Source organism: Acinetobacter pittii ANC 4050 (genome assembly GCF_000399685.1).
Lineage (GTDB): Bacteria > Pseudomonadota > Gammaproteobacteria > Pseudomonadales > Moraxellaceae > Acinetobacter > Acinetobacter pittii_E.
This window is the reverse complement of record NZ_KB976987.1, coordinates 1441184-1467892: the sequence shown is the minus strand read 5'-3', so window position 1 is coordinate 1467892 and position 26709 is coordinate 1441184. Positions and strand designations below refer to the sequence as shown.

The window sequence follows — 26709 nt, the reverse complement described above, 5'->3', positions numbered from 1 at the left end:
ACTTTCTTTTTTCAACATCCAGTTGAATATTTGGAGCAAGTGACATACGAAATAAAAAAGATCGGTTCCTCTTCTTAAAAAAGAATTAGTGCCAATGTATGTACATTTAGTCATTGTGGTTGAACTAAACTGGTGCAACAATCCGTAATTTAGGAAAACATATTTACGTTATGCGCAAAAATCTCGATGGTGGACTATTGCATGCAATGCATGCATTCCTGAAAGTGATTGATAGCGGGAGTTTCACAGCAGCAGCTGAGCAGATGGATCTGACCACAGCACAGGTTTCACGTCTTATCAGCGAGCTAGAAACACGCTTAGGTACAAAATTAATACAACGCTCAACCCGCCAGCAGGCACTCACCGACATTGGCGCGACCTATGCAGAGCGCTGTCGCCAAGTCATTTCAATGGTGGATGAAGCGGAGTCAGAAGTAACAGGAACAGCATCTAAACCCAAAGGTCGTTTACGTGTATTAAGCATGGGAAGCTTTGGGCATCATTATGTCTTTCCAGTGATGGCCGAGTTTTGTAAGCATTACCCCGAATTAACGGTGGAATATACGACTTCACAATACGTCCCAGACCTGTTGGCAAAAGGGGTCGATGTCAGTCTTTATCTCACTGAATCATTAACAGACTCTCGTTTTGTTGCACGTAGAATAGGCACCATTTTTTCTGTTTTATGTGCTTCACCTGCGTATCTCGAGAAACATGGTGTACCGTCTTCTCCAGAAGACTTAAAAAATCATGCTTGTTTACGCTTGGTAAACCCGTCTATTACGCCAGATTGGCACTTGTTAAATGCAAAGGGTGAGTCTTATCAAATAGATACTGGCGGGCAACTCATTGCAGATAATCCAGAGTTGTTATTAGATGTGGTGCAACAGGATATGGGAGTCGCGTTATTGCCGATGTTCTCGGCTTTAGATGCGGTTCAAAATGGAAGATTATGTCATATCTTGCCTGAGTGGCGTTCGCCCGATATTGGGGTTTATACCTTATTGCCTTCACGCCATTTTATTGATGCCAAAACACGTGCATGGTTAGATTGGGTGGAAGAATATATTTCTCCAAGAATCGAAATGGATGCTTCTTATTTTTATAAATAATGAAATAAATTTTTTTTAAGGATTAAGGTAAAAAAGGGTTAAGAATAATACGGATTAGAATAAAAATAGGGTAGAAAATGCTTCTTTTGACAGAGGCATTTGATACAGAGATAAATGATAAATTTTAAAAAATTGCATGAGGGATTTAGTCCCAATTCCTAAACCAAATGAGATAAAGATGAGATAGAATGATCTGGTACTAGGTCTAATATTCAGCCATATACCAGATGCTGAGTTATTTTAATTTATGACTATGCACACTTGGTTTGCCAATAAGCATTTGCATAGTTCGACAAGCTTTTTCGGTTTAACACATTGCTAATATTTTGGCTGGCCTGCATCAGTTTTTCTAAGTCAATGCCAGTTTCAAACCCCATGTGGGAGAGTAAATAGAACAGATCTTCGGTCGATACATTGCCCGAAGCCCCTTTGGCATAAGGGCAGCCGCCCAGTCCTGCAAGAGACGAGTCAAAAACACGAATACCTTGCTGTAACGACTGATAAATATTGGCAATTGCCATGCCGTAGGTATTATGAAAATGCCCAGCTAGAATCTTGCTGTCGAGTTCGGCGAGGCAGGCTTGCCACACCTTTTGAACGCGATCTGGAGTAGCTGTGCCAATAGTTTCACCTAAAGACACTTCATAGCAGCCCATGTCATAGAGCCGTTTAACCACTTTTATGACTTGCTCAGGGGCAATTGCGCCTTCATAAGGACAATCGACAATACAAGAGACATAACCCCGTACACGGATGTTATGTGCTTTGGCTGCGGCCATGACATCGCTAAACTTCTCAAAGCTCTCGTCGATTGAGCAGTTAATGTTTTTACGTGTAAAGCTTTCAGAAGCTGCGGTAAACACCGCAACTTCTTTGCATCCTACCACTTGAGCAGTTTCAAAACCTTTGATATTGGGGGTAAGCAAGCTAAATTGCACATCGGTTGTTTGCGGTAATTGCTTAAATAGCTCATCACTTTGAGCCATTTGTGGTACCCATTTTGCCGAGACGCATGAACCCACTTCAATCGATTTTAGGCCAGCATTTATTAAGTCATTAATAAAGTTTAAGCGTTGCTTGACGGTTAAAGCCTGCTTTTCGTTTTGGAGGCCGTCTCTGGGACCAACCTCCACGATTTTGACAAATTCACTCATGCAACTTCCTCCTGCGCAGGCTGAAATTCCACAAGCTCATCGCCAGCTTTGACCTGATCGCCGACTTGGAAGTAAGAATCTACAATCACGCCGTCTTTAGGGGCGCGGATGGTATATTCCATTTTCATGGCTTCAAGCGTCATTAAAATATCGTCTTTCTTCACGCTGTGATTTGCACTGACTAGCACTTGAGTGACCACACCCGGCATTGGTGCTTTTAAGTGACCTTCATCGGCTTGGCTATCTGCTTGATTAAAGTCTTGGCGAATATAAGCAAACTTATAACTTTGTCCATTTTGGAACAAGGTAATGCCTTGCTGACTTTGGTTAAAAGATAGCTTTTGCTGAGTTCCATTAATTTGAACAGACGCCGTATGTGCATCAAGCAATTGGCCCGAAATCGGGTAGCTTTGACCGTTATAGTCTGCGGTGAAGCCATCGTTATTTGAAGCAAATTTGATTTGGATATTTTGGTTTAAATAGTTCAGTTTGATACTGTGCTGATAGGCAATATTTAAACGCCAAAGTGGTTGAGCCTGCCAAAGCTGTTTTTGGCTTGAACTGTTGTTATTAAGTTTGCTTAAAAACTCAATAAATGCCGCTGCTACCACAAGTTCAGGTTTAATTTCTTCAGGACTAAACAAGAAGTTTTGTTCACGCTGAATCAGATTGGTATCAAGCTTGGCTTGTTTAAACGATTCGCTACGAACAATTTTTTCAAGGAAGGCAATATTGTTGCCTAAACCATCGACATGGAATTGGCTTAGGGCATGTTGCATTTGAATGAGCGCAGCTTCACGGTTTTTACCCCATACGATCAGTTTGGCAATCATTGGGTCGTAATAGGTCGTGATTTCATCGCCTTCAACAATACCGCTGTCTACACGTACATATTGGTTTTTAGTTGGGTAATGCAGATAGTCAATTTTACCAATTGCAGGTAAAAAGCCTTTTTCAGGTTCTTCAGCGTAAATACGTGCCTCGAGCGCATGTCCGTGAATTTTTAATTCGTTTTGTAGTTTAGGCAAAGGTTCGCCATAAGCCACACGAAGTTGCCATTCAACCAAGTCTTCACCTGTAATCATTTCAGTGACTGGGTGTTCGACTTGTAGACGAGTATTCATTTCCATGAAATACGCCGTACCGTCTTGTTCCACAATAAACTCAACCGTACCTGCACCAACATAATTTACAGCACGTGCCGCATCAATTGCCGCTTGACGCATTGCATCGAGCTTCTCGCTTGGCATTTGTGGAGCAGGGGCTTCTTCTAGCACTTTTTGATGGCGGCGTTGTACAGAGCAGTCGCGTTCAAACAAATGAACATAATTGCCATGTGTGTCACCAAATACTTGAACTTCAATATGGCGCGGTTGAATCACATAACGCTCAATCAAGACATCATCATTACCAAAGCTCGATTTGGCTTCACGCTTACAAGAAGCTAAGGCATGCAGAAAGTCTTCACTGCGTTCAACCAGACTCATGCCTTTACCACCACCGCCAGCACTGGCTTTAATTAAAACAGGATAGCCAATTCGGTCTGCCTGTTGCTTTAAAAAGTCAGCATCTTGGTTGGTTCCGTGATAACCCGGTGTTAAAGGAACACCTGCTTTTTCCATTAAAGCTTTAGAGGTCGCTTTTAAGCCCATTGCCAAAATGGCATCTACTGGCGGCCCAATAAAGCAAATATTGTGCTGTTGGCAAGCGAGTGCGAACTGGTCATTTTCTGAAAGGAAGCCGTAGCCTGGATGTACCGCTTGGCTGCCTGTATCAATTGCTGCTTGAATAATACGGTCAACCTGTAAATAACTCTGAGTTGCAGGGGACTGACCAATATAAACCGCTTCATCTGCAAGTTTGACGTGTTGTGCATTTGCATCTGCATCTGAGTAAACGGCAACTGTTGCAATACCTAATTTTTTAGCTGTACGAATTACGCGGCAGGCAATTTCGCCACGGTTCGCAATTAAAATCTTTTCAAACATGATGATCGTCCTTAATTGTTGTTATTCGAGTTAGAAATCCAAGCAGGCTGTTGCTTATTTAAAAAGGCATTCAGACCTTCTTTTGCCTCGCTACCTTGACGAACTTGAGCAATATGATGCGCTGTCTGTTGCAGCAAGTCATTGCTCATAGTCTGGTTGCTCACCATTTGAATAAGTTGTTTTGATGCCGCTTGAGCATGCGGGCCACCAAGTAATAGAGCATCAATAATTTCTTGAACTTTTCTGTCTAAGTCTTCGGCATCTGCAACTTCATGTGCCAAGCCAATTTGTTTGGCTTCACGTGCTGAAATTCGTTCGGCAGTTAAGAAGTAACGTGAAGCTTGTCTTGCGCCAATTGCACGAATCACATAGGGACTAATGGTAGATGGAGCAAGCCCTAAACGAACCTCAGATGTTGCAAACTTGGCATCGGTACTGGCAATGCAAATATCACATGCTGACGCTAAGCCCATGCCGCCACCAAAGGCAATGCCATGTACTCGGGCAATAGTCGGTTGCTTAAGTGTTGCAAGTGCATCAAGCATTTGTGCAAGTTTTAATGCATCTGCTTCATTTTCTGCTGAAGATGCCTGACCTGCCTGTTTCATCCAGTTGAGGTCGGCACCTGCCGAAAAGCTTTTACCGCGACCTGCTAAAACTACAACACGAATGTCATCACGTGTATTGATTTGCTTAAAGCAAGCATGTAACTCTCCAATAACGGTGGTGTTGAAAGCATTGTGCAATTCAGGGCGGTTCAACCAAACATAGGCAACCTGACCTTGTTGTTCGAGTTGTAAAAATTGATAGCTCATATACACCTCTTACATGCGGAACACGCCAAATTTGGTTGGCTGGATTGGGGCATTCATTGCAGCAGCAAGACTTAAACCAAGTACTTGGCGAGTTTGAGCTGGGTCAATGACACCGTCATCCCAAAGGCGCGCAGAAGCATAGTATGGATGGCCTTGGCGCTCGTACTGTTCACGAATTGGTTGTTTAAACTCGTCTTCTTCTTGCGCTGACCACTCAGCACCTTTTTGCTCAATCTGATCACGTTTTAAGGTAGAGAGTACGCTTGCTGCTTGTTCGCCGCCCATTACTGAAATACGAGAGTTCGGCCATGTCCATAAAAAGCGTGGTGAATAAGCACGGCCACACATACCGTAGTTACCTGCACCAAACGAACCACCAATAATCAGGGTGAGTTTTGGTACATTTGCGGTTGCAACTGCCATCACCAATTTAGCGCCATTTTTTGCGATCCCTTCATTTTCATACTGGCGACCAACCATAAAGCCCGTAATGTTTTGTAGGAATAACAATGGAATATTGCGCTGCGTGCATAGCTCAATAAAGTGCGCACCTTTTTGTGCAGACTCAGAAAATAAAATTCCGTTATTGGCAATAATGCCGACTGGCATACCGTAAAGTGAAGCAAAACCCGTAATTAATGTTGAACCAAAACGTGCTTTGAACTCATCAAAACGAGAGCCGTCTACAATACGTGCAATCACTTCACGAACATCAAAAGGTTTACGCGCATCGCTTGGCACCACGCCATAGAGTTCTGATGCATCAAATAGCGGTTCATCAACTTGTTTATTTAAGTCGTTTGGCTTTTTATTTAAGTTCGCAACAATGTTCCGCGCAATCGCAATGGCATGTTCATCATTTTCAGCTAAATGGTCAGCTACACCCGAAAGACGTGTGTGTACATCGCCACCGCCTAAGTCTTCACTGCTCACCACTTCGCCAGTTGCAGCTTTTACTAGAGGAGGGCCGCCTAAGAAAATCGTACCTTGGTTACGGACAATAATGGTTTCATCAGACATGGCAGGAACATACGCACCGCCAGCGGTACAGCTACCCATCACGACAGCAATTTGAGCAATACCTAGGCTCGACATGCGTGCTTGGTTATAGAAAATACGCCCGAAATGATCGCGGTCTGGGAAAACCTCATCTTGCATTGGCAAATAAGCACCACCTGAATCCACCAAATAAATACAAGGCAAGTGATTTTGTTCGGCAATTTCTTGTGCGCGTAAATGCTTTTTAACCGTAAGTGGGTAATATGTTCCGCCTTTAACCGTTGCATCGTTGGCAACGATCATGCAAGTTACACCGTTGACTTGACCAATACCTGCAATCACACCTGCGGCAGGAACATCATCTTCATAAACGTTATACGCTGCCAACTGTCCAATTTCTAAAAATGCCGTGCCGACATCAATCAATTGATCAATACGTTCACGGGGTAAAAGTTTACCTCGAGCCAAATGTTTTTGACGGGCATTTTCACCGCCGCCTAACGCAATACGCTGGGCAACTTGTTTTAGATCTGTGACCAATGTTTGCATGGCTTGCTGGTTTGTTTTGAAGTCTTCACTTCGAACATTAATCTTGCTTTGTAATTGGTTCATAAGATGCGTCCTTATTTATAATTATTATTTGGTTTCATTGAAGAGTTCGCGGCCAATCAGCATACGGCGAATTTCAGAAGTTCCGGCACCAATTTCATAAAGTTTTGCATCACGCCATAAACGGCCAGCAGGGAATTCATTGATATAACCGTTGCCGCCTAAAGTTTGAATTGCCTCACCGGCCATCCATGTTGCTTTTTCAGCAGCATATAAAATGGCGCTTGCAGCATCTTTACGTAGACTGCGGTCATGGTCAGCTTTATCACATGCAGCACCAACGGCATAGACGAGGGCTTTACATGCCAACCAAGTTGAATACATATCGGCAAGTTTACCTTGCATAAGCTGGAATTCACCTAAAGCTTGGCCAAACTGTTCGCGTTGATGTAAATATGGAATTACCACATCTAAACAGGCATCCATAATACCTAAAGGCCCGGCACTTAAAACTGCTCGTTCATAGTCCAAACCGCTCATCAGTACTTTTGTACCATTACCAACACCACCGAGTACGTTTTCAGCAGGTACTTCTACATTGTCAAAAAACAGCGGGTAAGTGTTAGAGCCACGCATGCCGAGTTTGTCTAAATGATTACCATGGCTAAAGCCTTTCATGCCTTTTTCAACTAAAAAAGCAGTCATGCCTTTTGCACCAGCTTGCGGATCAGTTTTGGCATATACCACCAATACATCTGCATCCCCGCCATTGGTGATCCACATTTTTGAACCATTTAAAACGAAGTGATCTCCTTTTTGCTCAGCACGTAATTTCATGCTGACCACATCAGAACCTGCATTTGGCTCCGACATCGCAAGGGCACCTACATATTCACCGGAAATCAATTTTGGTAAATACTTCTGTTTTTGCTGTTCGTTACCGTTACGGTTAATTTGGTTTACACATAAATTAGAATGAGCACCGTAAGACAAACCAATAGCTGCCGAAGCACGAGAAATTTCTTGTAAGGCAATAATATGAGCTAAATAACCCATATTGGCACCGCCGTATTCTTCAGAAACTGTCATACCTAAAAGGCCCATATCTCCGAATTTCTTCCAGAGATGTGCAGGGAATTTATTGTCTTGATCAACTTGTTGGGCAATTGGTGCAATTTCCTTTGCACAAAATGCGGCTACTGAATCTTGAAGCGCAATTAAAGTTTCATCTAGACCGAAATTCAAGCTGCGTAGGTTCATGATATTTTCATCCTATTGGTTATATTTGTTGTCCATAAAATATTTTGTGGATATCTGATATGTACCATACAATGATTTTTCAAAAAAGTGAATACAGATTCATAAAATGATTTACAATTCATTTTATTTGTTAGAGAATAAATTATGAGCTATAAACGATCATCTTTAATGCAGGAGCGGATGGAGCAAAATCGTAATTCGATTTTGAGTTCAGCCAGAAAATTAATTTCAGAGGGAGGGTTTAAAGACGCGCAAATACAAACAATTGCAGAGCAAGCGGGTGTATCAAGTGGACTGGTTTATCGCTACTTTGATAATAAAAGCCAAGTGCTGATTGAAGTTTTGTCTGAGGCTATTAATACAGAGTTATTGGTCATCGATTCGATTACCGAAAGTGAGTTATCGGCAAAACAGAAATTACATAAGGCGGTGGCGACCTTTGTAAAACGGGCACTGAATAGTCCTCAGCTTGCATATTCACTCATGTTTGAACCCGTCGATTCAACGGTTGAGCATGAGCGTTTTCGTGTGAAGCAATTGATTAAACAAAGTATTAAAAAAATACTAGCAGATGGAAATGCAAGTGGTGAGTTTGTCTTGGATGATTTAAACACAGCAGCACTTTGTGTTGTAGGCGCCATGACCTATGTGGTGGTTGAACCTCTAGATCCAGCTCAAAATACAAAGTTTGATCATGCCCACAAAGACTATTTTTCAAAACAGATTGCTGACTTTTGTGTAGATGCTGTGCAGAGGAAATAGGGCATATAAAGGATAAAACAACACAAAATAAGTAGTTTGGAAAAGTAGTTGCAGTAACAAAAATTAGATCAGGTAAGAAGAGAATAAAAGAATCAAGGAGAATGATTCAATGCAACAAGAACGGTTAAGCTACGCCTCGGGACCAAGCACGCAGCCCTTATTGGGTATGACCATTGGTGAACAATTTGATCAGGCCTGTCAGCAATATGCTGAAAAGGAAGCAATCGTTAGTTTTCATCAAAACAGACGATTAACCTATAAAGCTTTGCAGGATGAAGTCAATGCTTTTGCTTGTAGCCTTTTAAAATTGGGATTAAAAAAAGGGGATCGGTTAGCCATCTGGTCGCCAAACTGTGTGGAATGGACAGTTACCCAATTTGCAGCTTTTAAAGCAGGGATTATTTTAGTTAATCTGAATACAGCTTATAAAAGCCATGAACTTGAATATGTGTTGAATAAAGTCTCATGCAAAGGATTGGTGATTGCTTCTCAATTCAAAACCACTGATTACCAAGAATTACTTACAAAAATTGCCCCTGAGTTAACCAACAGTCCAGATAAAGTGCTCAGTTCAGCGCGACTGCCACATTTAAAATTTGTCATTAAAATTGATGATCAGCAACATACGGGTATCCATCGCTTTAGTGATTTAGTCACTACACCGACATCAAAACAGCTAGAAGAGTTAAAGCAGTTAACCAAACAGCTCCAGTTTGATGAAACCATTAATATCCAATTTACTTCAGGTACAACAGGTAATCCAAAAGGAACCATGTTGACCCATCATAATATTTTAAATAATGGTTATTTTGTCGGTGAAGGCATACGTTTAACCCCTCAAGATAAAGTGTGTATTTCTGTGCCGTTGTTTCATTGTTTTGGCATGGTCATGGGGAATTTAGCCTGCGTTACGCATGGGTCAACCATGGTCTATCCATCGGCAGTGTTTAATCCTTTAGAAACTTTAAAAGCGATTCATCAAGAACGTTGTACGGCAGCTTATGGTGTGCCAACTATGTTTATTGCCACCTTAGAACATGAACAGTTTAATGAGTTTGATCTATCGAGCTTAAGAACGGGCATTATGGCAGGCAGTCCTTGCCCACGTGAAATTATGCAGCGAGTTATAGACCGTATGCATATGTCTGAAATCACGATTTGTTACGGTATGACTGAAACCTCGCCAGTAAGTGTACAAAGCTCGGTAAATGATTCGATTGATAAACGAGTAAGCACAGTTGGACATGTTCATCCGCATGTTGAAATTAAAATTGTCGATTTAGAAGGGCAAATTGTTCCGCAAGGTACTTTAGGTGAGCTATGTGTTCGTGGTTATTCAGTGATGGCGGGTTATTGGGGTGAAGAAGAAAAGACTCGAGAAGTGATTGATTCAGCCGGTTGGATGCACACGGGTGATATTGCCGAAATGGACCAAGACGGTTTTATTAAAATCAAAGGCCGTATTAAAGATGTGGTGATTCGTGGCGGGGAAAATCTCTTTCCAAAAGAAATTGAAGACTTTTTATATACTCATCCAGATGTGAGTGACGTACAGGTCATTGGGCTGCCAGATGCGAAATATGGTGAAGAACTCTGTGCTTGTATTATTTTGCATGAACATCATCAAATTGATGAAGATAGTATTCGCCAATTCTGTAAAGAGCATATTTCTCATAATAAAGTGCCGCGCTATGTCCGATTCTTTAATGAGTTTCCAATGACTGCTTCAGGCAAAGCGCAAAAGTTTAAATTGCAGGAAATTATGCGAGCTGAACTTAATTTAACAGGCAATGTCTTTGACTAAAGAAGTCAAGAGTCCAGTCAAAGTGCAGCGAACTATAAATGTAAAGGCAGTTTAAATAGAGGGAAAACAAAATGGCAAAAGACTTTAATAGCCCAAAAGTAGTCGACGGGTATGACCAACATATTCGTAAATTGATTCCGGGCTATGAAGTGATCCATCTACAGGTGGATGCCATTTTACAATCGGTGTTGTCACCAAATGCTCATATCTTAATTGTGGGCTGTGGGACGGGTTATGAACTCGAATATTTACTTAAACGACATCCCGACTGGAAATTTACAGCAGTTGATCCATCTTTAACTATGCTGCAAAAAGCTCAGGAACAGGTTGAACTTTTAGGTAAGTCTTCCCAAGTCACCTTTATTCACGGTGAAACTTCAGCTTTACCTCTGGAAAATTGCTTTGATGCTGCACTTTCTATACTGGTGGCTCATTTTATTGCAGATGAGATAAAACCTGTTTTTTTTAAGGATATTTATGATCGTTTAAAAGAAAAAGCAGTTTTACTGACCTACGATTTAATGACTTGTGTAAATGCACAGCAGCTTCAAGCACTACGTTATTTATGCTTGGCTCAAGGTTTAACGGAAGTGCAATGTCAAAAAATGTTAAAGCGTATGGACCAAGACTTTTTTAGCTTAACTACTGAAGGATATATAAAACATTTAGAAAAAGCTGGTTTTGAAAGTGTGCAATCTTATACGCAAATTTTGACGTATCAGGGATTTATTGCAAAAAAATAATCGGTTTGGGAAAGCGTTAATACGGATATAAAACCTACATATTCTCAATGAGGAAGAGAATATAAAAACTGAAAAAAATTAAAAGATTTAGCTTTACTTAAAACAATTTAAAAAGTGGCTTTTAGGCCGCTTTAGGGAGGTTTTGACTAAAAAATATGATCGAAGGTCTTTCTTGTAAAAGAAATACAAAATTTTAAGCACCTATTTTAGATAGGTACCTAACAAAAGGGATGTCGAGATCTTTAAGTCTAATTAAAGGTCAAAAGGAAAATTTCATGATGAAAGTTTTAAATACAACGGTTCAAAAAAGCCTGTTGGCTGTTTCGATCACTCTATGTGTGTCTTCTGCTTTTGCAGGCCAAAGAGATCCTGAAATAGCACAACTTCGCCAAGAAGTGAAAGAGTTACGGGCTATGTTACAAGCTAACATGGAGGCGCAAAAATCTTTATCGCAAGGGCGAGTGGAACTAGCAAATTCAGTAACTCCTCAAGCCGTATCGCCAATACAGCAAGGTTTAACCAAGTCTGGTGCAGAATTTAACTTATACGGTTATATACGGGCAGACGCTTCTTATCAAATGAAGGGGGCCTCTACTATGTATAACAATATTAGTGGAGTACCGCTCGAAAATACGCCAGAAGAGTCCGCACAAAAAGACCAGTTGCACAGCACCGTTAATGTGACACGGTTTGGGCTGAATTTTAAAACCCCAACTGCTGCGGGTGAGGTAGGCGGGAAACTGGAAATGGACTTCTTTGGGGCAGCCACTCGTGATCAGTTTCGGATACGCCATGCTTATTTAACCTTTAACAAATGGCTCGTCGGTCAAACATGGTCAACCTTTATTGCTCCAGAATATTATCCAGAAACGATCGATGCAGGCACATTTGTAGGAAGTGCATTATTAAGATCGCCACTGGTTCGTTATAGCGATAACTTAACTGCCAATACAAGTTTTGCTGTATCGGTTGAAGACCCGAAATATACCGCCGCATCAGACCCCGATAACAAAATGCGTTTACCAGCTTTGGTTGGGCGTTTAAATCATAAATTTGCCAATGGTTCGATGCTATCGGGGCGTAGTTTTGTTGCCGAAAAGAGAACCAATAATGATGAGGAAATGTCTTGGGGTGTAGGCTTCGGCGGTAAATATCAGATTACATCCGATACATTACTTAAAGCCGATTATTACCATGTCAAAGGAGATGGGCGTTTCCTACTATGGAGTAATAGCGGCTATGCAATAGATGATCAAAACAATATACACAGCAATGAATTTGATACCGTTTCTTTGGGTATCACTCATCAATTTACGCCACAAATTCGTTCAACCTTGGGTTATGGCTATATGAAAGCCAAAGATGATAACCGTTTTGCTGAATTACAAAGTAATAGCACCACTCAAAATAAAGAGCTTTGGCAGGGCTGGGTGAATGCACTTTATAACCCATATAAACCAATTACCTTGGGCGTCGAATATGTTTATGGCGAACGAGAAACTTTTGATGGCCGTAACGGGATTGATAGCCGCTTCAATATGATGGCGAGTTATGACTTTTAATTTATTCAGCAAAACCTTGAATAATCTGTTTTTTCTTTAGGGTGCAATATGTCGTTTTAAAAAATTGAATATGAATTTATCTCACAGAGGAGGTGAGTAAATGACAACATCTAAATTAAATGTAAATGAAGTTATTGATCAGGCCAAATTTACCCCATTTCACTGGAGTATTTTGCTTTGGTGTTTATTAATTATTATTTTTGACGGTTATGATCTGGTGATTTATGGCGTAGTACTGCCTTTGCTGATGCAAGAGTGGTCGTTAACAGCTGTACAAGCGGGGATGTTAGCAAGTACAGCACTGTGCGGAATGATGTTTGGAGCAATGTTCTTTGGAACTTTGGCAGACAAAATAGGCCGTAAAAATGTAATTTTAATTTGTGTCACTCTTTTTAGTGGTTTTACCTTCTTAGGTGCTTTTGCATCAAGCCCACTTGAGTTTGGGGTACTTCGGTTCTTGGCGGGACTAGGCATTGGCGGGGTCATGCCAAATTTAGTGGCACTTACCTCGGAATATGCACCTAAACGTATACGCAGTACGCTGGTGGGGACCATGTTTAGTGGTTATGCGATTGGGGGAATTCTTTCAGCCTTAATTGGTAGTTATTTGGTTGAAAGTCAGGGGTGGCAAATTATGTTTTTAATTGCTGGTATTCCATTACTTTTATTACCTGTCATTTGGAAGTTTTTACCTGAGTCATTAACCTTTCTAGTGAAGACTGGTAAAACTGAACAGGCACATAAAATTATTCAAAAAATTTCACCTGAACAAACCTTAACTATCAACACACACTTAGTGCTTAATGAAGATAATGTGCCAACAGGTAGCTCTGTAAAGGGATTATTTCAGCAAGGCCGTGCATTTAATACACTCATGTTCTGGCTCGTATTCTTTATGTGCTTACTCATGGTATATGCCTTAAGTAGCTGGTTACCAAAACTCATGCTGGCAGCAGGGTACTCGCTCGGAAAGAGTATTTTATTCTTGCTTGCCTTAAATGTTGGTGCAATGATCGGTTCAATCGGTGGTGGGATTTTGTCTGATAAATTCCACTTAAAACCTGTAATTATGGGAATGCTGCTATCGGGTGTTCTGGCACTGGTTGGCTTAGGTTTTAACTCACCAGCTTATGTTTTATATGGTTTGGTGACTGTGGCAGGAGCGGCAACGATTGGTACCTCAATTTTGCTTTATAGCTATGTGGCGCAATATTATCCATTAAGTGTGCGTTCTACTGGAATTGGCTGTGCTTCTGGTGTCGGTCGTATTGGGGCAATTGTTGGTCCTATCTTAACGGGTCTGTTATTAGGTTTTGAACTTCCACATAAGATGAATTTTGTGATGATCGCAATCCCTGCAATTTTAGGACTTTTTGCTGTCATGGTACTCCGAAGACATGTAGCTGAAAAACAGTCCATTACACCAAAACTTAACGTCGAGTTAGAAGGTAATTAATCAATATTGATACAGGTAGGGAGCAAATTCCTACCTGTATCTGGGTTTTATTTATGAAGTAACTGGTTTACATCGACCAGATTTGCCATTTGTTGATTACCACGGTCATTAGGATGTAAATGATCTCCCGAATCATAAATTGGATTTAATCGATCAGGATGTTTAGGGTCTTTTAAGCCTTGATCAAGATCAAGTACGCCGTCAAATGTATGGCTGGTTCTCATCCAGTGATTAATACGCTGACGTAATTCATCTTTATTCGGTTGATAGTAATTATCTAAAGGAGTGTTGGGTAAGGCACCTGAAAATGGAAGTAACGTTGCCCCAATCACTTGAATACCTTGGTGATGTGCTTCATCTACCACACGTTTATAGCCTTGGGTTAATGCTTCAAAAGTCGGTATTGGTTGTTTAGGTGCAAATGCGGTACCCGGCCATGAGATATCATTAATACCCACCAGAACAATTAATGTTTTCACTCCAGAATATTGAAATACTTCTTTTTTCAAGCGTTCTAAAGCACTGTCGCCCATACCGTCGTTAAGTAACCGATTTCCTGAAATTCCACTATTAATGACCGCTACTTGATGTGGTGATAAGCGCTTAGCTAAAAAGTCGGTCCATCTGGTATTTGCATCTAAAGTTGCAGTTGCACCATCGGTAATTGAATCTCCAATGACTGCAATAACATGTGCTTTACGCTTCGGTTTTACTTCCACAGCTGACAATAATAATCGCGCAGTGGTAGTTTTGGCTTTGCTAGGGGTATTTAAGTTGGCGGTCTGGTTGCCTGTAATTAGCCAACTGGTTTGTTTGGCGTCCCAATGAAAAGTTTTAAATGTAGTTGGCTTTTGAATAAAGGTATTAACCATTAATTGCCCATGATTGGGAACAGGTAGCTGGATTGGATCACTCATTAGCTGTTTGCCAGGTAAAATTTGTGCTTTAAGCTTTCCAGAAAAATAAACTGGATAAGTATTCTTAGATTTTAGGCTTTGTCCTTTGATTAGTCCCACGGTAGTTTTATCAATATAGATCGGTTGATCCCCATATTGATTGGTAAAAATAAGCCTAACAGCTTCACCACCTAAACTAATTTGACTAATTTGTTTGATGGTCTGATTAGATATTTGATCTGGAATTAGAGTCGGAAAAATGAAATCTTTATTCCAAACTTTTTGTGGACTCGCTGCCCAAGTGGTAATCCATTGGCTATTTTGTACTTCTGCTTGCGCTACAGTAGATGATAAAACAAGAGAAAATAGGGCGGATTGATAAAGTTTCATCTCGTGAACTCTTTAAAATAAATTAAAGTTATCTTGAAACAAATTGCTGACTTGTTATAGCGACATAAGCGGAATAAGATTTGTGAATGAAATTCATAAATAGCTTTTGTTATGTCCTACTTTGATATTAATCGGTCTGGTGAGTTGGCAATTTTTATTCGAGTGGTCGAGCTTGGAAGTTTCTCTGCTGTTGCAAGAGCGTGTGGCATGACGCCGTCTGCGGTCAGTAAGTTAATTTCTCGGTTGGAAAAAAGACTTGGCGTCAGGCTACTGAACCGTTCAACACGTCAGTTCCAACTCACCAGTGAAGGATGCCAGTTTTATGAGCAAGGCATTCAAATCCTGAACGATCTAGACGAACTTGAACAATCTGTTACTGCAAACCACATGCCGCAAGGGCGAATTAGAGTTCATACTAGTCTTTCATATTGGACGCATTTTCTATTGCCTTGTATTTCTCTATTTAATCAACGCTACCCACAAATAGAATTAGAAGCTCATTTAAGCGATGAAGTGATTAATTTGGTTGAGCAAAGAATAGATGTTGCAATTCGTACAGGGCCTTTAAAAAGCTCAAACTTGATTGCTCGTACACTCGGGAGCACGCAGAAACATTATGTATGTTCACCAGCCTATATTGAAAAGTATGGCTGTCCGCAGCACCCAGAAGACTTATATGAACATCAGCTTTTAGATGTAAGTTATCAACGCCAGAATAAAACATGGTTCTTTAAAAAAGACGATCAAGAAATCACGCTTGTCCCCACTAAAGTGTTAAGAGTAAATCATGGAGAAGCGATCTTACAGTTAGCACTTAAAGGTGTGGGCGTTGCACAGCTTAATGAATTCCAAATCCAAAAAGCTGTAGAGCAAAAACTATTGGTCAAAATTCTTGAAGACTGGAATACCAATGCTTCTGAAGAATTTCATGCCGTCTGGATCGGACATGACAAATATGTTCCTAAACGTGTCAGGGCTTTTTTAGATTTCTTGGTCGAGCATGCAAACATTAGTTAATTGGTTTTTTTCTGGCACTTAATCGACATTGATCCATGGTTTCATTCATTGTTTCCACAAAGTGCATATCCGCATCAATATTTTGTAAGCTTACTTTTGGTAAGTTTTCTACAAACTGTGGCGAATAATGTTTTTCTAAAGAGTTATAAATACAGTTGCATTGTGAAAGTGCACGACCTGCCCAAACACAATGTGTATTAAATTCATTTTTACTAATAGATCTGCAACCTATTAAACTTATAGAACTTATTAATAGGATGCACGTTAAAACAATACGATATAAAAAAAACATCATTATTGCTCTTTGTTGGTTGTTGTTATCGTTCAGTTGGGTTTGAAGATGTCTTAATCTTTAACATGCGTTAAATATTGAGATCTTTTGTCGAGAGAGAAGAGTGTGTGTATGGGCAAAGAAATACAAAAAGTTTTTTAAAACTGTTTTAAGCCAAATAAAAGGGTAGTGAAGAGTAAGAAAAATAAAATAATATAAAATAATAGTCATTAGAGACTCCTTGATAAAAGAAGTTGCGCCCAATCACTGCTATTAATTATGGTGGTGAAACGAAAGAGGGTTAGCAGACTGATACCTAAGAAACCAGCACACCCGAAGGTGTCCCACTCCCGTTCCTCCGTCAAAGGCACGAGGGGCTCCACACCAAAAAACTTGTTTTTAGTGCACTTAGGTAGACGATCTGCTAAAACCGACTGACAAAATAGGTCAGCGGGAGCATCATAAGCTGAGCCTTAAAGCGGGTCAATTGCAAAAATAAAAGATTGGTTTATATAAACAAATATTAATATTTTTAAATTTTTATTAATAAAATAAGGAGTTATTTAGAATTTGAAGTATTGAATAAACATTCAATCAAATTTAAGAAATGAGTTTTAATGTTTATATATCAAATATTTATTAATTGTGTATTTGTATAGTGTAGAGGGCTATTAACTTAATAAGGCATAAGTCTAAAAAGGGTAAGAATTTTTAATTTTATAAATATGATGTAATTAAATAATTAGCTGTTGCCAAAAAATAATCAAAATATCAATTGCAAGAATAGTAAATTTTTTTAGATTTATTTTATTTAGCTTTTTACAAAAGCTTGCATAACCTACAAAACTTAAGAGAACGATAGCGATAGGTAAACATAAGAAAATGTTATTCATAAAGCTACATCTTAAGATTTAAAAGGGTGACCTCAATGTTAAGAATATTTTGTGCAGTGAGTATGGTAGTGACAATTGCAGTTGGTATGAGTGCATGTCAAGATCGGGATCCGCGAGATAATGGGACCCATGGCGCTAATGACCCAACTACTCCTCAACAAATGGATAAAAACTCATAATAATTTTGCTTAAGAAAACTCACTGTTATGTGGGTTTTCTTATCGTTTATTTCTATAAAATATGTAACATAATAAAAAAAGCAATTATATGAAAATATAAAATTAATCAATAAATTAGTGAGTTATTATGTTTATATAAATTTGTTGTTATTGAATTGTGTCTAACATAAATTATAGTTTCAAAAAATTAATAAAATAAACACAATAAATTACTTATATTCATCCAAAATTCATTTTAGTGAAAACAATTTTTTAAAGGTAAGGATATGCCCCAGTACTTAAGGATAGCTGAGAAAATCTATCAAAATGTTAAAGAAAAAAAAGGATTTACAGATGATCCTATGGAAGACCTTAACAATTTGATGATTGAGCTCAGACACGAGATTAAGGGGACAAAGCTTAAACTTTTATACAATTATATTGATTTCGCTGAATTACTGATTAAACCTCTTCAGGAATCTAAAATTAAATTAGATTTAAGTATTATTCCTAAAAGTAAGAATACACAGGAATTTGTGCTATGGCTTGCAGGTTTTATCGAACGAATTACGACGGGCGGTCAAGAAAAATTACCTCCCATCCGCGCAAAAGTTGCTTTGCCTGCCTATGCATATGAAGAAACATATCCCTCTACGGGAAGCCCCGTAAATAACGGGGAAGAAATTATTGAATACTTTAAGAAAAAAGAAAATTAAATCAATTTTCAGACAAGCCTGATGTTAACACTAGATCAGGCTTAAATAATATTAGAATTTTATTACGATGACGCTCAAATGAATACTTAAGGTGGTTAAGCATGTTTGTATACTTTACGGATGGGACGTGTATTAATGAGTCTGAAATCTATGGGGTAAAAGCCAAATATGAGCAAAATAAGTATGTAGTTGAAGTAACCATTAAACCGACTCATACATTATCGGCATCGAGTGTACAGTTTAAGAAAGAAGTTTTTGATAATGCTCAATTAGCCAATCAATATTTAAATAATAATTTTAATATGCCACCTTTCTTCTAAAGAGGGGTTCTAAACTGAAGTTTTTAAGAAATTTTAGCAATAAAAAGAGCTTATTTCCGAGGGCCAATAGGAAATAAGCTCATGGCTTTGGACCAATAGAGAATGTGATTAGAAGAAGTTATCTTCCATTCCATGCATCTTTAATGGCTTGTTTAGCATGTTCCCATTTTAAACGAGATTCAGCTTTTAATTCTTCCCATTTTTGTTCTAAACCGCCTTCGACATCTTCGAATTGAGTGCCTCGTTCCGATTCAGCACGTGCACGATGACCTAATTCATAGGCTGTCGAAAAGTCTCGGTCATAATCGAGGTCTGGGGTAGTGAGCTGAGCTTCTTGATAATAAGGACGAGTAACGTAACTTTCGCGCCAATAATTATGGTCGCCAGCTGGCAGTCGTGCGTGATCGCTATTTTGATCTGTCATCAGTTTTTTCCTCATCTATTATTTAATTTTATGCTTATGGTAAATTTAGGAAGGTGAGGGCACCTTCCTAAATAAAATGAATGACCGCATCAAATGACATTTAAGTCAGCAACGAATTAACGTTGCTGATTATTGTTATTTGAGTTTTGTTGGCCTGAATCTTTTTGATTAGAGCCTTGTTGTTGGCGGCGGTTGTCATTTTGCTGTTGTTGCTGGTTGTTTTGTTGCTGTTGATCGTTTTGCTGTTGGTTGCCTTGTTGCTGCTGGTTGTTACGGTTGTCATTTTGCTGTTGTTGTTGCTGTTGATTATCGCGTTGATTGCTTTGATTATTAGTAGTGCTCATCTTTAATTACCTCATATCATTTATGATGTGTGTTTTATCTGAGAGCTTCAGATAGGTTCATTAAAACATGAAAATTTTTATTGTGTAGCCTTGGGGTGTTACCCTATATTTAACTGTAACTATGATTATTAAATAAAACCTTGATTTCTATAAAATGTAATTTTAATCAATAAACATAATTAATATGAAGATGGATAAAATTACATTTAGGTACATTGGAATTAAGCAAACACTATGATCATTTCCAAATATGTATTTGTTATCTTTTATAAAGAAAAGCTATTTTTTATTATCTAATATTATATATTCAATATCTTGGGTAATGTAATAAAGAAGTTGTCTAAGTTTAAGGCACGGTAAACCTTTAAATACTCTTCTAAAGTTATAAAAATTATTCTGATAATAAATAGAATAAAAGAAAGTGCCTACAGGTTTTTCAGCAGTTTCTGAGCCCCCCTTTTTTAGCAATCCAGTACAGGCAACATAGAGGTCGGCATGCAAGAGTTCTTTGCCTTTTTTGATCATCTCTACAGTGACTTGCATAGACTCAGGCGTATATTTTTCAATAAGTTCAGGTGAAATATGAAGAGTATTTTCTTTAACACGTAAGTCATAGCTGACTAAACTCCCAATAAGAATGTCACCTGAATAAGGGCTTAAAGAGAAGCGGTAAGCCAGATACCCAGCCGAAGCACTTTCAAAAAATGCGATTTTAATTTTTTCTTGTGCGAGTAATTTGCAACATGAGTTAAACATTTATTTTCTCCTTACAACTGTTTTTAATTTAGTTATAAGATTATTTTTAATTTCTTTTTGTTAATTTTTAGGTCTTTATAATTTTAAAGGTAGGTTAAATGTAAATAAAATTTATAATTCATTTATTTTTTATAAAAACAGACAGTTAAATTATTCTAAAAGTGAGAATGTAAGTTTGTGTTATTTTTTATCTTATTGAATTTTAATATTTTTAAATTTATAAGTTGTTTCTTGATAACGTAACCTAACAAAGTTACGCTGGGATTATGGTTTAGCTGAAGTATGGTAATTTATATCTCACTAAAGGAGAATAGAAATGCCTGTTGTAGTGAAAAAAAGATTATTAGACTTATTACAAGATAATCAACAGAACTATTACGAATTATTTGTTTTTTTCCTTGATCCTGATATTTCTAGTTTTGAAAAAGAAAAGACAGCAAGAGAATTTCTTATTAAGGAAATAGATAAAATAGATCAAAATGAAATTGATTTTCCTTCTTCTATAAATATGGTTAAAGAATGGTGTGAAAAAGACAATAAAGAAAATTGTGAGCTATTTCAGACCTATTTGAATCGTAGACAAAGTGGAGGTGAGAGAGAGTACTTTAAAAATGTCGGTCAGGCATTTGAGTTTTTAATTAAAGTTTCACCCACTAAAAAAGTAGACGGTGCATGGCTATATAGTTCAGTTCATTACTGGAATGATCCGGTTTTTCATGACCTTATTATTACCTATTTGGAAGAGCTGGGGCTAGGTGAGCCGAAAGCAAATCATGTGTGTATCTATGATGACTTATTACGTAGTCTTGGGCTCGATAGTTTTGATCTACTCTTAGAAGATGAATATTATCATAATGCTGTGATTCAGCTGGCGCTTGGTTATGCTCCATCTGAGTTTATTCCTGAAATTGTTGGCTTTAATTTAGGCTATGAGCAACTGCCACTTCATCTGCTCATCAGTAATTATGAGCTTGCGGAACTTGGTATTGATTCTAAATATTTTAATTTGCATATCACTATCGATAACATTGATAACGGCCATGCAGATAAAGCAATTAAAGTTATAGAAAATATTTACGATAAATATAGAGACAAAGAACACTTCTTTAATAAATTGAAGCGCGGTTTTGCTCTTAATAGCCATGGCGTATCATCTTCTAAAATTATTAAAAATTTAAATCTTGAAGATTTAGTTCTTAAAATTTTAAAAAGAAAAGCGCTTGTGGGTCAGCTCATTCATAACGAAAAAAGACAGTTTGGATGTAAAACCATTAACCAATGGTTATCAAAACCTGAAGACGTTAAAGGCCTGGTTACACATCTCATTGATCATAAATGGATTAAATTTAATACTGACCCCGAACAGAGCGTGTTCTGGCGAATGATTAATGAAGAATATGGAAAAATGTTTGGGGTATTTAACCCTGTAGAACGACAAATTATTCATGACTGGATTGCTGGTAATGACCATTCTTCTAACTTTTTGGCTTACAGCAGAGAACTAAAAAATAGTCAGCGTATTCAAGATTATCTCTTTAGCTATATTTCTGATGGCGAACTCGACGCACTTCAGGAACGTATACGTCAAACACCTGATCTTGCCATAAAGATATGTAAGCTGATCCCGTTTTTGGCCCCAGATTCACATCATAAAAGCATTGGTCTATGGAGCACACGTAAATATGTTGAGCTCCTTTTTCCATATTTAAGTTCCTTTAACAAAAACTAACTCTTGGAGTTTTTTAATTCACCCCACGTTTAACTTTAAAACATAGGTAATGAACATGACTGATAATGTTAAATCAACAAATAAAACAAGTGAAATGGCTGGTGCGGACGCTGCAAATAAAGCCAATACTACCCAAAAAACTGAACAATTAGACTCAGTCAGAGATGATGCAACCAATGAGGCATTAACCACAAACCAAGGGGTTAAAATAGCGGATAACCAAAATAGTTTAAGAGCGGGCATCCGTGGTTCGACACTACTAGAAGATTTTATTTTAAGAGAGAAGATCACTCATTTTGACCATGAACGTATTCCTGAACGTATTGTGCATGCACGTGGCGTAGGTGCACATGGTTACTTTCAGGCCTATGAAGGAAATGAACGTTTTACAAAGGCGGGATTTTTAACCGATCCAAGTATTCAAACGCCAATTTTTGTACGTTTCTCAACTGTGCAAGGCCCACGTGGTTCTGCCGATACTGTGCGTGATATTCGCGGTTTCGCAATTAAGTTTTATACCCAAGAAGGTAATTTCGATTTAGTGGGTAACAATGCACCCGTATTTTTTGTACAAGATGGTATTAAATTTCCAGACTTCGTGCATGCCGTAAAACCTGAACCAGATACAGAAATGCCAACAGGCGCAACTGCTCACGATACTTTCTGGGATTTTGTATCTTTAGTGCCTGAGTCAGCACATGCAGTCATTTGGGCGATGTCGGACCGTGCTATTCCACGTAACCTACGCTCAATACAGGGTTTTGGTGTGCATACATTCCGTCTTATTAATGCTCAAGGCAAATCTCATTTCGTGAAATTCCACTGGACGCCTAAACAAGGTTTAAGTGCTTTAGTATGGGATGAAGCTCAAAAGCTTGCAGGTAAAGATCCGGATTTCCACCGTCGAGATCTCTATGAAGCGATTGAGAATGGGGTTTATCCAGAATGGGAATTGGGTGTACAAATTATCGAAGAAGATGATGAAATGAACTTTGACTTCGATTTGTTAGATCCAACAAAAATTATTCCTGAAGAGTTGGTTCCAGTAACACCAATTGGCCGATTTGTTTTGAACCGCAATGTAGATAATTTCTTTGCAGAAACAGAGCAGGTGGCTTTCTGTCCAGGCCACATCGTGCCAGGAATTGATTTTACAAATGACCCACTTTTACAAGCACGTCTATTCTCTTACACCGATACGCAGTTAAGTCGTTTAGGCGGACCAAACTTCCATCAAATCCCGATCAATAAACCTGTGTGTCCATTCCATAACAATCAACGAGATGGTCTTCACCAACATACGATTCACAAAGGGCAGGCTGCATACCAACCAAACTCAATTGATAATGATTGGCCAGCAGAAACACCACCTGCGGCTTCAAATGGTGGTTTCGAAAGCTATCCTGAAAATATTAGTGGACATAAACTTCGTCAAAGAAGTGAAACCTTTTCCGATCATTTTTCACAACCGCGCCTTTACTACAAGAGCCTTGCGCCTCATGAGCAAAAGCATGTGGTCGATGCCTATACTTTTGAATTAAGTAAAGTGCAAAGAAAACACATCCGTGAGCGCCAAGTTCAACAAATTTTGGCAAATATTGATCTCGACTTAGCTCGACAAGTAGGTGCTAATTTAGGAATTGAAGTTCCTGATTTAACGCTAGATTATAAGAAAACCGCAGTTGAAAAGTCGGCTAAATTATCTTTCTTGGCTTTCCCTCCAGAAGATATTCAAGGCCGAAAAGTTGCTGTGCTTATTCATAACCTTGTGAAGTCAGATACCCTTGAAGCTATTAAAAATTGGGCGATTAAAGAAGGTGCGGTTGTTCATTTACTAGCCCCGAGCTTGGCTCCAGTAAAAGATCATCAAGACAACATTATTGTGGCTGATGGAATGCAAATGGCTGAACCTTCAATCGCTTATGATGCGGTGATTATTCCTGATGGCGATAATTTAAATGCTGTTATGCAAGATGGCGTAGCGCGCCACTATGTACTCGAAGCTTATAAACATTTAAAACCAATTGTATTTTTAGGAAATAAATCTGATTTACTTGAACCGCTAGGTTTAGTTGCCGATGAAGGTACGCTAGTTGAAGATGAATTCCAGCAAATTGCTGAAAAATTCAAAAACTTGATTATGGCTCATCGTGTTTGGTCACGAGAACAAATAGCTGCTCACGTACCAGCTTAACAACTAAAAAAAGCCCTGAAAGCTTTTACTTTCAGGGCTTTTTTATATCTTAATGATTAGCCATTAACGATTTGACCACCGTTTACATGAATAACCTGACCTGTAATATAACTCGCATCATCTGAGGCAAGGAAAAGATAAGCAGGTGCAACTTCACTTGGTTGTCCCATTCTTCCCATTGGCGTATCTTTACCAAATTCTGCAACGGTTTCTGCATCGAAACTACTTGGAATGAGGGGAGTCCAGATAGGGCCAGGTGCCACACCATTCACTCGTATACCTTTTTTCTGTTTCATTAAATTGTTCGATAAGCTGCGCGTAAAAGTAGTAATAGCACCTTTAGTACTTGCGTAATCGATTAGCTCATCATGACCTTGATAGCTGGTAATACTGGTCGTATTAATAATACTGTCGCCTTCTTCCATATAAGGAATGGCTTCTTTAGTAAGATAAAACATTGGAAAAATATTGGTTTTAAATGTCTTTTCTAACTGCTCATTACTAATACTCTCAATTTCCTTTTGTTGATATTGCACACCAGCATTATTCACTAAAATATTAATTTTGCCGTACTGTTGTAGAACTTTATCAATATCTAGTTTTGCAACATCTGGATCAGAAATATCACCTTTTAATAAAAGACAATGTTGTCCTTCTCTTTCCACGAGCTGTTTAGTTATTTCGGCATCTTGATCTTCTTCAAGATAAAGGATGGCAATATCGGCTCCTTCACGGGCAAACAATACAGCGACAGAACGGCCTATACCACTATCACCACCACTAATAACGGCAACTTTACCTTTTAACTTCTCGCTACCTTTATGGGAACTTTTTATAATCTCTGGTTCAGGATGCATTTTTTCCTGATCGCCTGGTTGATGAGATTGAACTTGTGCTGGAGCAGACGTCGGATACTGATTTGTTGAGTTTTCCATGTTTTAAATACCTCTGTATGAATATCTAATTTTCATAGGGTGAACTGTTGTTGCGTAAATATAAGTAAAATGAATTTTTTAATAAGTTGTCTTTGTTATTTTATATATAAGGATGTAAAAAAATATTTTAGATTTGAGAATTACATAATATCCATTAATTTAATTTTATTTTTATCAATCATACTCTCAATAATAGAACGGTTTCCTGTGTCTTCTAACCAATTTTCTATCGGTATATTGTTAGATAAGTCTAATATTTCCTGAATAACTTTTTTTGCTCCCTCTATATTGTGTGGAGCTTTATTATCTTGATGTACGATATTATCGTGTAATAATTTTATATCTTCTTGGTTCATATCTTTTGATTTAATAATGTATAAGTCTCTTTGGAAGGGATGGCTTGCATGTGGGGGTTCTAATCTATAACTCCATTCTTGATCATAATTTTGCCATGAATTCTTAGACTTAATATGACCTAATAGAATTTCTGGAATAGAAATATGAATATATTGTGGAAGTGATGATTGTTGATCTGCTTTCATGGCTAACTCACTCAAAATATCTTAAATTAATTTTTAAATAGTATTTTTTATTACTCAAGTAAAGATTTTAAAGAAATGTAATGATATATGTTTCTGTTTTTTAATAAAATTATTTGTTTTTCATTTGTATTTTTTTAGGTGGGGATGTTTCATAGTTTTACTTTTTGTTTTTATTTAAACTGTTTTGTTATTTACATGATAGTTTTAAAACCGATTGTAAGAATATATTTTAATGTACGCTTGAGTAATAATGAGTGAATAATTATATAAAAGGTAAAGTTGAATAAAAGTTGGAATATATAAATTCTTATTTAAATAATATAGTTATAAAAAATTAAAATTTTAATTTTATATACATTTAAATCGATTGATACAGAGCCTAGGTGGGAAAATATTACAGATCTTCTATCTTAATTAAATCCGTTAACCAAAAGCGGTAGTGACTATAATTAAATATAGGAAGATATAACTATGGCTAATACTAGATATGAAGATGATGATAACAATAGAACAGGTACTTCAAATCGTGGATTTGCAAGTATGGATCCTGAAAGAGTACGAGAAATAGCCAGCAAAGGTGGGCGAGCAGCCCATGCAAGTGGTAATGCACATGAGTTTACGTCTGAAGAAGCTCGTGAAGCTGGCCGAGCAGCCCATGCAAGTGGTAACGCTCATGAATTTACGTCTGAAGAAGCACGTGAAGCGGGTGCTTTAAGTCATAAAAATGACCGTAATGGTCGTGGCCGCAGTCGTGATGATGATGATGATGATGACGATCGCGGTAGCCGCTCAAGTGGCCGTGGTCGCAGCCGTTATGATGATGACGATGATGACGATCGCGGTGGCCGTTCAGGTGGCCGAGGCCGAGGTCGTAGCCGTGATGACGACGATGACGATGATGATCGCGGTGGCCGCTCAGG

The 26709-nt window shown here is 38.4% G+C and carries 25 protein-coding genes; 13 read left to right on the top strand and 12 right to left on the bottom strand.

All coding sequences use genetic code 11. The features are described from left to right. Nucleotides 1-170: 170 nt before the first annotated feature. Entirely contained in the window at nucleotides 171-1112 is a 942-nt protein-coding gene (locus tag F931_RS10700) for a LysR family transcriptional regulator (RefSeq protein WP_016141382.1), read from the top strand. Between the two features lie 251 nt (nucleotides 1113-1363). On the opposite strand, the gene mvaB is transcribed toward F931_RS10700, so the two are convergent. Genes mvaB through ivd form a run of 5 tightly spaced genes read right to left on the bottom strand, consistent with a single transcriptional unit; the run spans nucleotide 1364 to nucleotide 7877 of the window. Next, complete coding sequence (gene mvaB / locus F931_RS10695) at nucleotides 1364-2266, bottom strand: hydroxymethylglutaryl-CoA lyase (RefSeq protein WP_016141381.1); 903 nt, start codon at nucleotides 2264-2266, stop codon at nucleotides 1364-1366. Further along, nucleotides 2263-4254 carry an acetyl/propionyl/methylcrotonyl-CoA carboxylase subunit alpha gene (locus F931_RS10690; RefSeq protein ID WP_016141380.1) on the bottom strand — a complete coding sequence of 664 codons (1992 nt, stop codon included), beginning with the start codon at nucleotides 4252-4254 and terminating at the stop codon, nucleotides 2263-2265. The genes mvaB and F931_RS10690 overlap by 4 nt, the downstream gene beginning before the upstream one ends. A gap of 11 nt (nucleotides 4255-4265) precedes the next feature. Further along, nucleotides 4266-5069 carry an enoyl-CoA hydratase/isomerase family protein gene (locus F931_RS10685; RefSeq protein ID WP_016141379.1) on the bottom strand — a complete coding sequence of 268 codons (804 nt, stop codon included), beginning with the start codon at nucleotides 5067-5069 and terminating at the stop codon, nucleotides 4266-4268. 9 nt (nucleotides 5070-5078) lie between these two features. Further along, the gene (locus F931_RS10680) at nucleotides 5079-6680 is read right to left on the bottom strand and encodes a carboxyl transferase domain-containing protein (RefSeq protein ID WP_016141378.1); all 1602 of its coding nucleotides are present in this window, start codon (nucleotides 6678-6680) and stop codon (nucleotides 5079-5081) included. A gap of 24 nt (nucleotides 6681-6704) precedes the next feature. Then, nucleotides 6705-7877, bottom strand: a complete 1173-nt coding sequence (gene ivd, locus F931_RS10675; protein WP_016141377.1) for an isovaleryl-CoA dehydrogenase — start codon at nucleotides 7875-7877, stop codon at nucleotides 6705-6707. 144 nt (nucleotides 7878-8021) lie between these two features. On the opposite strand from ivd, the gene F931_RS10670 reads away from it, so the two are divergent. From F931_RS10670 to F931_RS10650, 5 genes are all read left to right on the top strand, one after another. Continuing rightward, complete coding sequence (locus F931_RS10670) at nucleotides 8022-8639, top strand: TetR/AcrR family transcriptional regulator (protein ID WP_016141376.1); 618 nt, start codon at nucleotides 8022-8024, stop codon at nucleotides 8637-8639. Between the two features lie 109 nt (nucleotides 8640-8748). Further along, on the top strand, nucleotides 8749-10443 hold the full coding sequence (locus F931_RS10665) for an AMP-binding protein (protein ID WP_016141375.1): 1695 nt from the start codon (nucleotides 8749-8751) through the stop codon (nucleotides 10441-10443). Nucleotides 10444-10514: 71 nt separating this feature from the next. Continuing rightward, nucleotides 10515-11186, top strand: coding sequence for a class I SAM-dependent methyltransferase (gene cmoA / locus F931_RS10660; protein WP_016141374.1), 672 nt, complete (start codon nucleotides 10515-10517; stop codon nucleotides 11184-11186). 278 nt (nucleotides 11187-11464) lie between these two features. After that, complete coding sequence (locus F931_RS10655) at nucleotides 11465-12748, top strand: DcaP family trimeric outer membrane transporter (RefSeq protein WP_080649690.1); 1284 nt, start codon at nucleotides 11465-11467, stop codon at nucleotides 12746-12748. A gap of 100 nt (nucleotides 12749-12848) precedes the next feature. Beyond that, nucleotides 12849-14204, top strand: a complete 1356-nt coding sequence (locus tag F931_RS10650) for an MFS transporter (protein ID WP_016141372.1) — start codon at nucleotides 12849-12851, stop codon at nucleotides 14202-14204. 47 nt (nucleotides 14205-14251) lie between these two features. Here F931_RS10650 and F931_RS10645 read toward each other — a convergent pair whose 3' ends face one another. Continuing rightward, nucleotides 14252-15490: an SGNH/GDSL hydrolase family protein gene (locus tag F931_RS10645; protein ID WP_016141371.1), complete on the bottom strand. Its 1239-nt coding sequence runs from the start codon at nucleotides 15488-15490 to the stop codon at nucleotides 14252-14254. Between the two features lie 111 nt (nucleotides 15491-15601). On the opposite strand from F931_RS10645, the gene F931_RS10640 reads away from it, so the two are divergent. Further along, a complete protein-coding gene (locus F931_RS10640) occupies nucleotides 15602-16507 on the top strand; it encodes a LysR family transcriptional regulator (RefSeq protein WP_016141370.1) in 906 nt (301 codons plus the stop codon). Here F931_RS10640 and F931_RS22600 read toward each other — a convergent pair. Then, nucleotides 16500-16802 carry a hypothetical protein gene (locus F931_RS22600; protein WP_016141369.1) on the bottom strand — a complete coding sequence of 101 codons (303 nt, stop codon included), beginning with the start codon at nucleotides 16800-16802 and terminating at the stop codon, nucleotides 16500-16502. The genes F931_RS10640 and F931_RS22600 overlap by 8 nt on opposite strands. A 904-nt stretch (nucleotides 16803-17706) precedes the next feature. On the opposite strand from F931_RS22600, the gene F931_RS22470 reads away from it, so the two are divergent. The 3 genes from F931_RS22470 (at nucleotide 17707) to F931_RS10625 (ending at nucleotide 18865) form a co-directional block, all read left to right on the top strand. Beyond that, nucleotides 17707-17850 (top strand): hypothetical protein, encoded by a 144-nt coding sequence (locus F931_RS22470; protein ID WP_016141368.1) that lies wholly within the window; start codon nucleotides 17707-17709, stop codon nucleotides 17848-17850. 266 nt (nucleotides 17851-18116) lie between these two features. Beyond that, nucleotides 18117-18545 carry a hypothetical protein gene (locus tag F931_RS10630; RefSeq protein ID WP_016141367.1) on the top strand — a complete coding sequence of 143 codons (429 nt, stop codon included), beginning with the start codon at nucleotides 18117-18119 and terminating at the stop codon, nucleotides 18543-18545. Between the two features lie 101 nt (nucleotides 18546-18646). After that, complete coding sequence (locus tag F931_RS10625; protein WP_016141366.1) at nucleotides 18647-18865, top strand: hypothetical protein; 219 nt, start codon at nucleotides 18647-18649, stop codon at nucleotides 18863-18865. Between the two features lie 118 nt (nucleotides 18866-18983). Here F931_RS10625 and F931_RS10620 read toward each other — a convergent pair whose 3' ends face one another. From F931_RS10620 to F931_RS10610, 3 genes are all read right to left on the bottom strand, one after another. After that, nucleotides 18984-19289, bottom strand: a complete 306-nt coding sequence (locus F931_RS10620; RefSeq protein ID WP_016141365.1) for a hypothetical protein — start codon at nucleotides 19287-19289, stop codon at nucleotides 18984-18986. Nucleotides 19290-19405: 116 nt separating this feature from the next. Next, a complete protein-coding gene (locus F931_RS10615) occupies nucleotides 19406-19633 on the bottom strand; it encodes a hypothetical protein (protein WP_016141364.1) in 228 nt (75 codons plus the stop codon). 279 nt (nucleotides 19634-19912) lie between these two features. Next, a complete protein-coding gene (locus F931_RS10610; RefSeq protein WP_016141363.1) occupies nucleotides 19913-20389 on the bottom strand; it encodes a CinA family protein in 477 nt (158 codons plus the stop codon). A gap of 316 nt (nucleotides 20390-20705) precedes the next feature. On the opposite strand from F931_RS10610, the gene F931_RS10605 reads away from it, so the two are divergent. Together F931_RS10605 and katE are read left to right on the top strand one after the other, a co-directional pair. Beyond that, nucleotides 20706-22118 (top strand): iron-containing redox enzyme family protein, encoded by a 1413-nt coding sequence (locus tag F931_RS10605; protein ID WP_016141362.1) that lies wholly within the window; start codon nucleotides 20706-20708, stop codon nucleotides 22116-22118. Nucleotides 22119-22167: 49 nt separating this feature from the next. Continuing rightward, the gene (katE, locus tag F931_RS10600) at nucleotides 22168-24312 is read left to right on the top strand and encodes a catalase HPII (RefSeq protein ID WP_080649479.1); all 2145 of its coding nucleotides are present in this window, start codon (nucleotides 22168-22170) and stop codon (nucleotides 24310-24312) included. Nucleotides 24313-24368: 56 nt separating this feature from the next. On the opposite strand, the gene yhxC is transcribed toward katE, so the two are convergent. Together yhxC and F931_RS10590 are read right to left on the bottom strand one after the other, a co-directional pair. After that, nucleotides 24369-25247 carry an SDR family oxidoreductase gene (gene yhxC / locus F931_RS10595; RefSeq protein WP_016141360.1) on the bottom strand — a complete coding sequence of 293 codons (879 nt, stop codon included), beginning with the start codon at nucleotides 25245-25247 and terminating at the stop codon, nucleotides 24369-24371. Nucleotides 25248-25387: 140 nt separating this feature from the next. Continuing rightward, a complete protein-coding gene (locus F931_RS10590; RefSeq protein WP_016141359.1) occupies nucleotides 25388-25789 on the bottom strand; it encodes a DUF6367 family protein in 402 nt (133 codons plus the stop codon). Nucleotides 25790-26260: 471 nt separating this feature from the next. On the opposite strand from F931_RS10590, the gene F931_RS22515 reads away from it, so the two are divergent. Then, nucleotides 26261-26709: KGG domain-containing protein (locus F931_RS22515; protein ID WP_016141358.1), on the top strand; the 449-nt coding region annotated here is incomplete at its 3' end.